General features: G+C 48.8%; 15 protein-coding genes and 1 pseudogene. 6 read left to right on the top strand and 10 right to left on the bottom strand.

Annotated features, from left to right (window positions below; genetic code table 11):
• Positions 1-33: 33 nt before the first annotated feature.
• The 5 genes and pseudogenes from E2B99_RS10610 to E2B99_RS10590 form a co-directional block, all read right to left on the bottom strand.
• A pseudogene (locus E2B99_RS10610) lies at positions 34-330 on the bottom strand (Na+/H+ antiporter NhaC family protein); the annotation flags it as partial.
• The gene (locus tag E2B99_RS10605; RefSeq protein WP_134244917.1) at positions 267-455 is read right to left on the bottom strand and encodes a hypothetical protein; all 189 of its coding nucleotides are present in this window, start codon (positions 453-455) and stop codon (positions 267-269) included. The pseudogene E2B99_RS10610 and the gene E2B99_RS10605, both read right to left, overlap by 64 nt.
• Positions 391-534, bottom strand: a complete 144-nt coding sequence (locus E2B99_RS15115) for a hypothetical protein (RefSeq protein ID WP_205669674.1) — start codon at positions 532-534, stop codon at positions 391-393. The genes E2B99_RS10605 and E2B99_RS15115 overlap by 65 nt, the downstream gene beginning before the upstream one ends.
• 84 nt (positions 535-618) lie before the next feature.
• Positions 619-969 (bottom strand): hypothetical protein, encoded by a 351-nt coding sequence (locus E2B99_RS10595; protein WP_205669673.1) that lies wholly within the window; start codon positions 967-969, stop codon positions 619-621.
• Positions 970-1,002: 33 nt separating this feature from the next.
• Positions 1,003-1,884, bottom strand: coding sequence for an alpha/beta fold hydrolase (locus E2B99_RS10590; RefSeq protein ID WP_134244914.1), 882 nt, complete (start codon positions 1,882-1,884; stop codon positions 1,003-1,005).
• Positions 1,885-2,229: 345 nt separating this feature from the next.
• Here E2B99_RS10590 and E2B99_RS10585 point away from each other — a divergent pair, with 345 nt between their 5' ends.
• A complete protein-coding gene (locus E2B99_RS10585; protein WP_134244913.1) occupies positions 2,230-2,736 on the top strand; it encodes a GNAT family N-acetyltransferase in 507 nt (168 codons plus the stop codon).
• An 82-nt stretch (positions 2,737-2,818) separates the two neighbouring features.
• On the opposite strand, the gene E2B99_RS10580 is transcribed toward E2B99_RS10585, so the two are convergent.
• A complete protein-coding gene (locus E2B99_RS10580) occupies positions 2,819-3,199 on the bottom strand; it encodes a glycine zipper domain-containing protein (RefSeq protein WP_134244912.1) in 381 nt (126 codons plus the stop codon).
• A 242-nt stretch (positions 3,200-3,441) separates the two neighbouring features.
• Here E2B99_RS10580 and aroE point away from each other — a divergent pair, with 242 nt between their 5' ends.
• Positions 3,442-4,242 carry a shikimate dehydrogenase gene (gene aroE / locus E2B99_RS10575; RefSeq protein WP_134244911.1) on the top strand — a complete coding sequence of 267 codons (801 nt, stop codon included), beginning with the start codon at positions 3,442-3,444 and terminating at the stop codon, positions 4,240-4,242.
• 12 nt (positions 4,243-4,254) lie between these two features.
• Here the strand turns inward: aroE and E2B99_RS10570 are convergent, their stop codons facing one another.
• Positions 4,255-5,559: a hypothetical protein gene (locus E2B99_RS10570; protein ID WP_134244910.1), complete on the bottom strand. Its 1,305-nt coding sequence runs from the start codon at positions 5,557-5,559 to the stop codon at positions 4,255-4,257.
• Positions 5,560-5,631: 72 nt separating this feature from the next.
• A complete protein-coding gene (locus E2B99_RS14635; protein WP_166739037.1) occupies positions 5,632-5,784 on the bottom strand; it encodes a hypothetical protein in 153 nt (50 codons plus the stop codon).
• A 280-nt stretch (positions 5,785-6,064) separates the two neighbouring features.
• Between E2B99_RS14635 and E2B99_RS10565 the strand changes: the two genes are divergently transcribed.
• Complete coding sequence (locus tag E2B99_RS10565; RefSeq protein WP_134244909.1) at positions 6,065-7,885, top strand: acyl-CoA dehydrogenase C-terminal domain-containing protein; 1,821 nt, start codon at positions 6,065-6,067, stop codon at positions 7,883-7,885.
• A gap of 112 nt (positions 7,886-7,997) precedes the next feature.
• Here the strand turns inward: E2B99_RS10565 and E2B99_RS10560 are convergent, their stop codons facing one another.
• On the bottom strand, positions 7,998-8,693 hold the full coding sequence (locus E2B99_RS10560) for a hypothetical protein (RefSeq protein ID WP_134244908.1): 696 nt from the start codon (positions 8,691-8,693) through the stop codon (positions 7,998-8,000).
• Positions 8,694-9,077: 384 nt separating this feature from the next.
• Between E2B99_RS10560 and E2B99_RS10555 the strand changes: the two genes are divergently transcribed.
• The gene (locus E2B99_RS10555) at positions 9,078-9,317 is read left to right on the top strand and encodes a PspC domain-containing protein (RefSeq protein WP_026471504.1); all 240 of its coding nucleotides are present in this window, start codon (positions 9,078-9,080) and stop codon (positions 9,315-9,317) included.
• A 96-nt stretch (positions 9,318-9,413) separates the two neighbouring features.
• On the opposite strand, the gene E2B99_RS10550 is transcribed toward E2B99_RS10555, so the two are convergent.
• On the bottom strand, positions 9,414-9,767 hold the full coding sequence (locus E2B99_RS10550; RefSeq protein ID WP_134244907.1) for a hypothetical protein: 354 nt from the start codon (positions 9,765-9,767) through the stop codon (positions 9,414-9,416).
• A gap of 280 nt (positions 9,768-10,047) precedes the next feature.
• Here E2B99_RS10550 and glyQ point away from each other — a divergent pair, with 280 nt between their 5' ends.
• The gene (glyQ, locus tag E2B99_RS10545) at positions 10,048-11,052 is read left to right on the top strand and encodes a glycine--tRNA ligase subunit alpha (protein ID WP_134244906.1); all 1,005 of its coding nucleotides are present in this window, start codon (positions 10,048-10,050) and stop codon (positions 11,050-11,052) included.
• On the top strand, positions 11,052-13,118 hold the full coding sequence (glyS, locus tag E2B99_RS10540; protein ID WP_134244905.1) for a glycine--tRNA ligase subunit beta: 2,067 nt from the start codon (positions 11,052-11,054) through the stop codon (positions 13,116-13,118). The genes glyQ and glyS overlap by 1 nt, the downstream gene beginning before the upstream one ends.
• The last annotated feature ends 43 nt before the right edge of the window (positions 13,119-13,161 follow it).

Below are 13,161 nucleotides of genomic sequence, written 5' to 3'. Positions count from 1 at the left end.
TTATAGCTTATACCCTGCTTGCTGTTTCGCCAGTTATAAAAACATGGCCGCCAGCCAGCCAAAAATCACCAGTGGAATATTAAAGTGAATAAAGGTCGGTACTACCGTATCCCAAATGTGATCATGCTGGCCATCAACGCCCAGACCCGCCGTTGGCCCCAGCGTGGAATCAGAGGCCGGTGAACCAGCATCACCCAATGCAGCGGCTGTGACAAACAGGCTCACCAGTAGCATTAGCAATGCTGCCAGTGCCTTGCTATCGCCAATCAGATGCACCACGCTATTGACCAGTGAATCCGGCAAACCGGAACGGGACAAGGCCAGCGCAAACGCACCCAGCAGTGCATAGGATAGGCCAGTGCCACCTGTGCGCCATCGCCTAAGTCTTTATTAAACGCTTCGACAGTGCCTGCCAGTCCCAAGCCACCCACCAGCCCGCCCCACAGTGGCAGCAATCACCACCGTCAGCACCACGGAAAACCGCAGTAGCGACAGCACAAACATGATAATAATGGCAAGGACAATGGCATTCATAAGATAGGCAAAGCAAAAAAAGACGCGCATCTTAGCAGAAAAACAGAGGAATTATGGTTAAAAATTAGCCCATTCTGCTTAAGTTTACTTGCCTTTATGCGAACGCACAGTCACTTTTAAACCTGGCGGCTTGTTGGCAATCCATGCCGCAAAACGTGCAATTTCCGGCTGGCTGCGTAAGTCTTCAATCGTATGATAATTTTGTGCCAATTGCTGATTACTCAGCACGGCATGCACCTGCGAATGGCAGGCACGACACAAACAGGCAATTTCAGTTTTCATGGCTTGTTTATCAAATTGCCGCTTGGTGCGTGCCTTGTTATGACGTGACTGTGGAATCAGGTGATGGCGCGTTAGCGGCAAATGCGTGCGCCCGCAAAGTTCACAGGCTGCTGCACTGGCAGCCATTTCCTGCTCATTCATCACCCGATCCATAAATCACTTTTCCCTTATTTATCCTTAGCTTATTTATAGTGGCAGCTTTGAATGGGCCAGCGCAAACTCGCGAATATAAGTTGCCACCACATCCGGCTTGCTTAAAATTGCCCAGTGATTGGCATTGAGCCGCTGCATGGTCAAGTTACTCACCCATTCCGGCAGGTATTGCATATAGGCTTCAGACACAAATGCATCTTTTTCCAGAATGATCACCTGTACCGGACAGTGCGCAATGCGTTCGCGGGGCTGGCTGAGCCGCTCAATAAAATTGGCACGGTACAGGTTAATGCCGTAAATACCATCCGAGGTTTGGGTAGGATTTTCCGGCAGGCCGGGCGTACGTTCCAGCTGATCCACTACCCGGTGCCATTTTTTGCCCAGATATAAACGCCAGCTTAAGGGTGCCAATAGTGGCAGGTGAAAACCGGCAATGTACCAGGATTTGCCTAGCTGTTTTAAGGTTTGCAATGGCATGGTTTTAAACTGCCTGCGCAGGGTCAGCGCCGCATGATCCAGCGAAGGGCCGGACAATGTGGTAAACGACAAAATACGTCCCTGCAAGGCTGGCGTGGTTACTGATTCCCAGCTTTGAATGGAACCCCAATCGTGCGCTGCCAGATGAAACTGGCGATTGGGCAGCAAGTCATTGACCACCGCCACCAGATCCTGAGCCAGCAGTTCAATGCGGTAATCACGGGTATGCTTGGGAATGGTAGACTTGCCAGCCCCGCGCACATCATAGGCAATCACATAAAACTGGTCGGCCAGTTGCGTTGCAATCGATTCCCACACCGTGTGACTGTCTGGATAACCATGAACCAGCACAAGGGGCATGTTGTCCGGATTGCCCCAACTTGCGGCAAACAGGCGAATTCCATTTGCCGCTTCAATCCAGTGGCGCTGAGATGACATAATGACCTCGAAATAAATTTTTAAACCAATCAATTTAGATTAAATAAACAGGCGTCAACCACAGCGCCCTGCAAAACAGGCCTACCCTAGCAAAAAATAACAGGGTTATGTTGTCAAAACAGGCCAATTCTTGCGTTTCAATGCCAGACAAGCAGATCAATTGCCCTCACAATTCATTTTTTCATGGTTGGCAAAAAACCATCATACTATACTGACGCGCGCGTTTTTCTGTATCCCGGCGCATCTGTTTAACTGTTAAAGTTCACTGAATTTTGCCGGGAATTTCAAAAATCAGCACATGCTTCGCTGTTTTTTCACTTGCCTTAAAGTACTTCTTTTATTGTTATGCTGCACATCCGAACCGCCACGCTCCACGATTTACCATTAATTTCTAGCATTCAGGCCGCCTGTTATGCTGCTGAATTTATAGAAGATGACATTGCATTTGCCAGCAAACTGCAACAGGCAGCGCCTACTTGCTGGCTGGCGTGCGTGGATCAGCAGGTAGTGGCTTATCTGATTTGCCTGCCGGTCAGTCCAGCCACTTTCCCACAGCTGAACGCTACTGAATTTTGCCTTACACCAGATGCCAATATGCTGTATTTGCATGATCTGGCAGTTCATCCTGATTATCGTACCAGTGGAGCCGGACGCCAGCTGGTGCAACATGCCAAAGTGCAAGCACGGCAAATGGGTTTTAACACCTTAAGCCTGATTGCCGTGCAGGATTCCAGCTCCTACTGGCAAAAACATGGCTTTGAAGTGATTGATCCAGCCAGCCTGAATTTGCAGCATAAAGTGGCCAGTTTTGGGCAGGATGGCTGCCTAATGCAACATGTTTTAGACGATTGATGAGTCTGCAAATAAAAAAGCCTGCGCTAGTTAATAGTCACAGGCTCATTTAAGCTTTAGTCCAATAATGCGCTAAAGCATATTAACGACGGTTTTGCTGGTATTCACTGGCCGCAGCACCTGCTGCACCACCAACCACAGCACCCACGGCTGCACCACTGGCACCACCATGACGTTCACCTACAATGGCACCAACCGCACTACCAATCGCACCAGCCACGCTGGTTTGCGTGCTGGCACCAGTTGCATTGGTGCCAAGGCCTGTACCTGCTGCTGCACCAATGGCACTACCGGTACGGCCACCGGCTTTTTGTCCAACGGCTGCACCAGCCGCACCAGCCGCAGCCGCAGCCGCAACCCGGTTCTGGCTTGGAGTTGCTGTTGCACAGGCACCTACCAGTAATGCACCAGCCAGTGTAGAACTTGCCAGCAATGCTTTGGTCATTTTGAAATTAATAGTCATATTTAACTCCTGCGTGTTATTGCCTCACAATTCGGCCACACGCCCATCAATTGAATTTTGTGTTGTAAGCGTAGGCTACTCCAAAGCTTTTTAGTTTTAAGTAGTGCGTTATAAGCAAATTAATAGAGTTTTGTATATTTGGTAAATGTGCAATCTGCCCGTATTTCAACGTCCTGCTGTTCCTTTTAGGTGCTGATTGCTTTTATGATAGCCACCCATACACCTGCTTAACTTGAATGCTTATGACCAGACAATTTGCTGTGGTGGGTAATCCCATCGAACACTCGCGCTCGCCTGAGCTTCACCACGCATTTGCCAAGGCAACCGGCATTGACCTGAACTACAGCAACCGACTGGCACCGCTGGATGGCTTTGCTGCCAACATTCAGGAGTTCTTTAATCAGGGTGGTACAGGCCTTAATGTCACGGTGCCCTTTAAGGAACAGGCCTATCAGTTGTGTGATGTGCTCACCCCGCGTGCGCAAGTGGCCCGTGCGGTCAATACCCTGTGGCAACAGGATGGCAAATTGTATGGCGACAATACCGATGGACAGGGACTGGTCGATGCACTCAATGCACTGGGCTGGAAGCTGGAACAGGCAAACGTCCTGATTCTGGGCGCTGGTGGGGCAACCCGTGGCGTGATGCTGCCACTGGCACAGGCCGGGGCAAGCCAGATTGTGGTGGCCAACCGCACTTTAAGCCGCGCCCAGCAACTGGTTGAGGACGTACAGCCTTTTATCACGACCACCACATTATCAGCCATTCGTCTGGATCAGCTATCAGGCCAGTTTGACCTGATCATTAATGCCACTTCGGCCAGCTTATCAGGCGAAGCCTTACAGCTACCGCCAGAATTGCACTTTCAGCAGGCTTATGAAATGGCTTATGGCAAACCCTCCAGCTTTCTTGATCAAGCCGCCCAGCGTGGCGTGCCAATCAGCGATGGCTTTAGCATGCTGGTGGGACAAGCCATTGAAGCATTTTCAATCTGGAACGGTGTAAAACCTGCGCTCGAGGATTTCCTCTCCCTGAAATCCTAAGAGTTTTACATCCTATTCAGCGCTGCTATCAATTGCTGCATCCTCTTCGCCAAAGCTTTTTAGCATGTCATCTGTTCCCAGTGATTTTTTGCTGAAAATACTAACCAGGCCACCCAACAGGGTATCCTGCATATTGGCTTTGGCATCCACCCAGTTGCTGGCATTGGGTTTAAAGGCCACTTCTGCGCGCCCGTAGTTGGCAAAATTGAGCTGATGACTCAACTGCATGCTGAACTGGCCTTTGCTGCTGGGCTTAAAGACCAGATCGTAGAGTACGCCAGACTCAATCACCCGGCCTTTATTGTCCAGTAAAACTACCTGCTTTAAAGTGGAAGCCGGATCAATTTTTTCCTCAACCATTTGCAAAATATGCTGATAGGTTTCCGGGTTTTGTGTCATCAGCTGGCTTGCTGCATCCGCACTGATCAGTTGTAGCGGTTGCTGCTGGCTGGCAGGTGGCTGGTTATTGGCCTGTTCAGGGTCTGCTGCCTTGGTTTTGATAATTTGCTTGAGGCTGTTCTGGTTCAGTGACAAAAAGGTCGCCACATCGGCAATCCGGTGCGCCACGGGCTGGCTAAATTCCACCTTACGTACGGCTCCCTGCTTTTTTTCTGTTGCGGTCAGGCTGATGTCCTTAAACTGCTGGGCCTTGGGCAATTGATAACTGGCTTGCGTGGTTTGCTTGAGCACTTCAAACAACTGTTTAAAATCCGCTTTGTCCTTGTAGGGTGACAAATCAAAACGGCTGTACTTGCCATCATTTTGTACCTGCACCAGCCACGGCGACAGTGCCGATAAATCCGCATATAAATGCGCCTGGCGCACATCCAGCACCAGTGGAACACGCACATAGCCTGCCATGTTGCTGGCCTCGTACCGCATTTCCGGACTTAGCGCAATCTGACCATGACGTAAATCCAGAGTCCCCTGATAATTGATACGGTAACGCTTGGCATAGGTATAAATCAGGTCTTCAATCAATTTGTCCTTGTTCAGGCGGCTTAACCGGCTGGTGGCGGTTTCTTCTTCGTCCTGCGCCTGCGTATCATCATCTTCCTGACTGTCATGCTTCGTGCTTTCAGGCGCTTCTACAGCGGATTCTGCTTCATCCGCATACAGCTCATTCACTTCCTGCTCAGCCTGCTGGCGGATTGCCTCCTGCTGGCTGGCGGTTAAGGGTTTTTTATCCGAGGCTGTCTCAGCATCATCTGCATATTCAGACTGGGCATCAGCCGTTAGCTCATCAATATAGCGCTGGAGCAGTTGCTGCTTTTCCTTGGCCTTTTTTTGTTTTTCCAGTTCAGCCGCCGCCTGCAATATTTTGGGGTCACGGTTAAAGCCAAACTGGTTAATCTTAAACTGGCCACTAAACTGGTAGCTGGGAGTGCTTTACAACTGCTGATAGCCAGTAATAACAGCCTGCTGCGGGGATAGACTGGCCTTGTTTGGCATACTGGTACACCCGGTGACCATAGCACCCGCCATAATACTAAGCATCATCAACCTTGTTGGGTTAAATGTCCGAGTTGTCTTGCTGTTCATGTTATGCTTCCATTGATGATGTTCAGGCTATAATGTTGGTTTTTCATTGCTTTAGAATTGAAATTAAAACAGTCATTAAAATTTATAACGGGCAAACTATAACGGACAATTTGCCGTAAAGATGCAAAAACTTATCTAAAAACCCGATGCTGGCTCAATAAAGCTGATTTGCTCTAGTGACAGTAAGTTGCAGGTTAAATATCAATGCTTTTTCTTAATGCAACCTACATAATTGATCATCTTAAATCCGTCTATTGAACATTTTTGCCAGGATTATCCCATGCCTACTTATAAAGCTCCCCTGCGTGATGTCCGTTTTTTAATGAATGACGTGCTGGATTATCCAGCCCATTTCAAGACGCTTTCCAATGGTGAACTGGCCGATGCCGACACCGTTGACATGATTCTGGAAGGTGCTGCTGATCTGTGTGAAAACGTACTGGCTCCGCTGTACCAGTCTGGCGATGACGAAGGCTGTCATTTTGACAATGGCACGGTAACCACCCCGAAAGGCTATAAAGAAGCCTATGACCAGTACGTTCAAGGCGGCTGGCAAGGTCTGTCCTATCCCGAAGAATTCGGTGGTCAGGGCCTGCCCATGTCGTTAAACCTCATCAAGTCTGAAATGATGGGCACTGCCAACTGGTCATTTACCATGTATCCCGGCCTGAGCGCTGGCTGCATGAACACCATTTTGCAGTTTGGTACTGACGAGCAGAAAAACACCTACATGCCAAACCTGACACTGGGTACCTGGAGCGGCACCATGTGCCTGACCGAGCCACAGTGTGGTACAGATCTGGGCCAGGTTAAAACCCGTGCCGAACCGCAGGCTGATGGCACCTATAAACTGTTTGGCACCAAGATCTTTATTTCTGCCGGTGAACATGACTTGACAGAAAACATCATTCACATCGTGCTGGCGCGCCTGCCAGATGCCCCAAAAGGCACCAAAGGTATTTCCCTGTTCATCGTGCCAAAATTCTTTATCAATGAAGATGGTTCTGTGGGCGAGCGCAACCCGGTATTCTGTGGTTCGATTGAACACAAAATGGGGATCAAGGCCTCTGCCACTGCCGTGCTGAACTTTGATGGTGCTACAGGCTACCTGATTGGCAAAGTACATGAAGGCCTGCATGCCATGTTTACCTTCATGAATACTGCACGTATTGGTACCGCAGTAGAAGGCGTGGCACATGCTGAGCTGTCATTCCAGGGTGCCCTGCCGTATGCCAAGGAACGTATGTCCATGCGCGCCCTGTCCGGCAAGAAAGATCCGGAAAAAGTGGCCGATGCCATTATTCACCATGCTGACGTACGCCGCATGCTGCTGACCCAGAAAGCTGTGGCTGAAGGCGGCCGTGCGATGATTTATCATGCGGCACAGCTGGCTGACAAAATGACTGACAACCTGCTAAAAGGCGATCAGGCTGGCCACGACTACTGGGATGACAAGCTGGGCTTTTTCACGCCAATCCTGAAAGGTTTCCTGACCGAGCTTGGCCTTGAAGCCTCCAACCTGGGTATCCAGGTGTATGGCGGTCATGGCTATATCAAGGAATGGGGCATGGAACAGATCGTGCGTGATGCACGTATCTCTACCCTGTACGAAGGCACCACTGGTGTTCAGGCACTTGACCTGCTAGGCCGTAAAGTGCTGCTGTCCTCCAAAGGCAAAGTGGTGCGTGACTACACCGCAGAAATCCTGAAATTCTGTAGCCGTCATGCCCGCAACAAGCAAATGCGTCGTTTTGTCTGGGATCTGACTAAAGTGTGCGCCCAGTGGAACACCCTGACCATTCGCCTGATGCTGACTGCACGCAAAGACCGTGACATCGTTTCTTCTGCTTCTGTGGATTACCTGATGTATTCCGGCTATGCCATGATGGCGTACTTCTGGGCACAAATGGCTGCGGTTGCGCTGGAAAAAATTGAAAACGGCGGTACTGAAGTGCCTGAGTTCTATCAAGCCAAAGTACAGGTTGCCGAGTTCTATTTTGACCGCCTGCTGCCACGTGCTTCTGGCCATGCCGAAGCGCTGGTGTCACCATCACGCACCCTGACCCAGCTGGCACCAGAACATTTCAGCTTTGACTACTAAGTTGTTGCCAGCGTTGTCGCTGTAAACCTGCAAGAAAGGGCGCTGAATGCGCCCTTTTTTATTGCCGTATCCGTATTGCTAAAAACTCAGAGACAGTAAAGTATTGGCTCAATTAGCTATTGGAAGCCATCATTGAATACTGGCCCAGTGCCTCAGCTGGTTCAACCATGGCGCTGGCATTGGGCTGGAATTGAAGCTGGTTAAGCCCAATTTTTTTGAAGCTCCAGATTTCATGATTCGGTAAAATCAGCATAATATTCTGGCCATTGGCGGATACTGTCCATGCGGCAACTTCCTTGTCCAGCATGGCATTTACTTTTCCTTGTGCAGCTAGCGTACGAATGGCAGAACCATCCGGCAACAAGGTTAGGGTCATGTCTACTTTGTCACTGGAACAGGCTAAGGATTGCACCGTACAGGGAACTTGTCCGGTATAACGTCCGGCAAACTGTTTGACCAGTGATTCTGAGGGCACCGCCTGAACATTGGTTTTACTTTCATTAAAAGTCGTGTGCATCACATCCTGATTGTTAATATAGCGTTCAGCCGATGCTGCTTCAGTAATTGATAAAGCAGACGCGCGTGCACTTTGCATATTGGCGTGGTCAAGCGCGCTGTCTTCAGCAGGTTCTTGCGAACGTGAACGCAGATCCAGACTGTTATTACAGCCGGACAGTAACAGCATGCCAGCCAGCAGGCTTACCGAGAATAGTCGGCCTGGGTTGCCAGCAGCCGGATATGCTGCGCCGGGAATCACCGCGCGTGCAATAGTGCTTACCTTGCCTGTTATCAGGGCAGTGTTAATCATCTATCTCTATGACCTCGATCAATTGATAATGAGGGCACGACCTTGTGTATTATTAATATTAGAAGGGTCTTTAGCTCATTTGCTAGGATGAGCCATCTTATAATTGAACCGGCTTCAAATTGAGCAGTGTTTAGTGTTCTCTTGTGTTTTTTCTTTGCAGGAGATAGTTAAAAAGTCAGCTCAGGAACATATACTTACGCTAATAACATTCCCTGCATTTTTTGCCCACAGTGTGTACAAAGCCGACACATTTTCCTGCTTTAAAACCTAAGCGTTAACCTTATATAGTTAAATACTGGTTAGCAAAATTAACCTTTAGTCATATTTCATGATTAAGACCAGTTTCTATTTTTAAGATTCGCATCGCGAAGGAGCATTGATACAATGAACAAGATTGGCCTGTACCGTTCACGCCGACGCAACATGATTGCCGGGGTTATGGGGGGTATTGCTGAGCGTTATGGCTGGAATACAAACTTGCTGCGCGTGATTTTTGTCATTGTTTCAATCTTCAGTGCAGCGTTCCCGGGGATTATTGTTTATCTGGTGTTGTGGTTATTGATGCCCAAACAACCCCGGCAAATTACACCCGCCCAGCCCCATGATCTTAGAACTGTGAATTGAGCTAACACTTAAAAAAATTCGCCACTCATAACGTTTGAACTAAGAAGCCTCTATCCATTTAGAGGCTTTTTAATCGGTGCAATATAAGTTTTTACTTTAACTCAAGTCACACTGGATGGCATTTACATCCAGCTTAATGCGCGGTGAATCACGCAAGTATTGCGCCAGAATTTGGGCATCGTGCGGACTCTGGAAATTTAACGCTCTTAATGCCTCAATCTGATCCAGCGTAATTCCTTTGGTCATGGCACAGTGATTAGCCACCTGATTTTCCTTGGTGACTTTAAACACTTCAGTATTATCGGCAAAATCAAGCTGCTTGATGCGTTGCTGCGCTTGATTCACCTTTAGTAAAGCCTGTTTCTGCTGGTTTGATGCAGCGTTCTGGCTAATCCAGTGTTCAGGCGTAGCAGGTATTTGCTCGCTAAAATTTAGCGTTTTGGTGTTCATGTGCTGACATCCGGCCATTAATAATGCAGTTGTCGTGATCACAATCATGCTTTTCAAAAGATTCATATTCTGGAAGGTTTGATTTATGGTTGAGCCAGTTTATGCCAGCATTGAACCATCACCTATAGCGCTTTTGTAGATGATTACTGGCTGCTTTGTGGTTAAAAACTTCGTCTACCTTACATTTAAGTTTTAGCTGAACCCAGAGTTTCCCTTTGTCTAAACCTGGCAAATTCCCTATACTAATCGCCATTTTCTAACCTCAAAACATGGATGCCACATGAGTCGCGCCATATCGCACATCGATACTTTTCAGGGCTTGATCTTAGCCCTACAAAACTACTGGGCTGAACAGGGTTGCGTGGTCTTGCAGCCTTACGATATGGAAATGGGCGCAGGCACCTTTCATACCGCGACCTTTTTACGCGCGCTTGGGCCTGAAACCTGGAATGCCGCTTATGTGCAGCCATCGCGCCGTCCCAAGGATGGCCGTTATGGTGAAAACCCCAACCGCTTGCAGCATTACTACCAGTTTCAGGTGGTGTTAAAACCCAATCCCGCCAATATCCAGCAACTTTACTTAGATTCCTTAAAAGCGATTGGCATTGATACCCTGACTCACGATATCCGCTTTGTGGAAGACAACTGGGAATCACCAACGCTGGGTGCATGGGGTCTGGGCTGGGAAGTGTGGCTGAACGGCATGGAAGTGACCCAGTTTACCTATTTCCAGCAAGTGGGCGGTGTGGAATGCTATCCCGTGACTGGCGAAATCACCTATGGACTGGAACGTCTGGCCATGTATTTGCAAGGCGTGGATTCGGTTTACGATCTGGTCTGGACTAAAGGCCAGTTTGGCACTGTGACCTATGGCGATGTATTCCATCAAAATGAAGTGGAACAATCAACTTATAACTTTGAACATGCCAATGTGCCCAAACTGTTTGAGCTGTTTGATTTTTATGAGGCAGAATCCAACACGCTGATGGCTGCCGAGTTGCCGCTGCCTGCTTATGAAATGGTGGTAAAAGCCTCGCATACCTTTAACCTGCTGGATGCGCGTGGTGCCATTTCGGTGACTGAACGTCAGCGTTATATTCTGCGCGTGCGTGGCCTTGCCCGTGCGATTGCGCAAAGTTATGTGAAGGCCCGTGCCAAGCTGGGCTTCCCGATGGCAGCACCGCATTTGCGTGATGAAGTGCTGGCGCAACTAAAAGCAGCCGAAGATGCAGAAGCCTTATTGAGCAATGCCAAACAGCAACAAGAAAAACAGGGTGAGCAATAATGTCTAAACATACGGTCTTATTTGAGCTGGGCTGCGAAGAACTGCCACCCAAAAGCCTAAAAACCCTGCGTGATTCCTTAAAAGCCGAAGTGGAAAAAGGCTTAACTACAGCAGGTTTAAATTTTGCTGCCATTGATGCCTACGCTGCCCCACGTCGCTTGGCCTTAAAAATTACTGATCTGGATGCAGCACAACCCGATAGCCAAAAGCGTTTTGATGGCCCAGCAGTACAAGCTGCTTATGATAGCGATGGCAAACCCACCAAAGCATTAGAAGGTTTCCTGCGTGGTCAGGGTATCACCGCTGATCAGGTGTCGCGCTTTAATGCTGGCAAAATGGAAAAAGTCTGTTTTTATAAAGACATTAAAGGCCAAAGCGTAGATAGCCTGTTGCCTGCCATTTTGCAAACCGCACTGGATAATTTGCCGATTGCCAAGCGCATGCGCTCTGCCGCCAGCCGGACTGAATTTGTGCGTCCAGTCCAGTGGGTGGTATTGCTAAAAGATGATCAAATCATTGACGCTACCATTCAGGACTTTAAAGCAGGTAACCAGACCTTTGGTCATCGCTTCCACGCCCCGCAAGCCATTACCCTAAACCATGCCAATGATTATCTGGAAAGCCTGCGTGCGGCGCATGTAATTGCTGATTTTGATGAGCGTCAGGGCATTATCTCTACACAAGTCAAAACACTGGCTGATGAAGTTAATGCAGAGGCCATTGTGCCAGCCGACCTGCTGGATGAGGTGACTGCACTGGTTGAATGGCCAGTAGCCTTGCGCGCCAGTTTTGAAGAGCGCTTTTTGGCCGTGCCGCAGGAAGCACTGATTTCTACCATGCAGGACAACCAGAAGTATTTCTGCCTGGTCAATGAAGCAGGCAAGCTACAGCCTTACTTTATTACGGTCTCCAATATTGATTCCAAAGACCCCAGCCAGATTATTGAAGGCAATGAAAAGGTGGTGCGTCCACGTTTGTCGGATGCCGAGTTTTTCTTTGTGCAGGATCAGAAACAGCCACTGGCCAGCCGCCAAACCAAACTGGCCAACATGGTGTTTCAGGCGCAACTGGGCACGCTATGGGACAAATCCGAGCGTATTGCCAAGCTAGCCAGTGAAATTGCCAAGCTAACCAATGGTGATGAAGCTGCCGCCCAGCAGGCAGGCTTATTAGCCAAATGCGACCTGACTTCTGAGCTGGTGGGTGAATTCCCAGAGTTGCAAGGTATTGCCGGAACGTATTATGCCAAGCTGGAAGGCTTACCGGATGAAGTGGCCAATGCCATTGCCGAGCAATATTTGCCACGCTTTGCAGGTGATAAATTACCGCAAACCCGTACAGGTATTGCGTTGGCTTTGGCAGATCGTCTGGATACCTTAGTGGGTATTTTTGGCATTGGTCAAGCGCCAACTGGCAACAAAGACCCGTTTAGCTTGCGCCGTGCGGCTATTGGTATTTTGCGCCTGCTGATTGAAAACAGGTTGTCTATTTCCTTAAGCCAATTGATTGAACTGGCGGTTCAAGGCTATGGGGATAAGTTGAAAGATATCCACAAGGCACAGGCCGATGCGCTGCAATTTGTAGAAGGCCGTTACCGTGCCATGTATGAAGATCAGGGCGTCAGTGTTGATGTGATTCAGGCGGTACAAGGCTTAAATCCCGCGTCACCACTGGATTTTGACTATCGCATTAAAGCCGTAAGTCACTTTAAAACCTTGCCTGAAGCTCAGGCATTGGCTGCTGCCAACAAGCGCGTGGCCAATATTCTGGCAAAAGAAGGCAATGTGAATGGTCATGTGGATGCCAGCTTACTGACTGAACAGGCTGAAAAAGACCTATATCAGGCATTGCAAGCCATTTCCCCGGTGGTTACGCCATTGTTGCAATCGCATGATTACACTCCTGCCCTGACTGAGCTAGCCACCTTACGCGCACCGATTGATGCCTTCTTTGATAACGTAATGGTGATGGCTGATGATGCGGCGGTTAAGCAAAATCGCTTGCGCTTGCTGGCCGAGTTACGTGCGCTGTTTATTAGTGTGGCGGATGTAAGTGTGTTGCAATAAGTTATTTGTTAAATGTTGATAATAGTTATAAACCCTGCTAGAA

Origin of the sequence: Alkanindiges illinoisensis (assembly GCF_004377485.1) — a bacterium.
Lineage (GTDB): Bacteria > Pseudomonadota > Gammaproteobacteria > Pseudomonadales > Moraxellaceae > Alkanindiges > Alkanindiges illinoisensis_A.
This window is presented reverse-complemented; position numbering and strand designations above follow the sequence as displayed.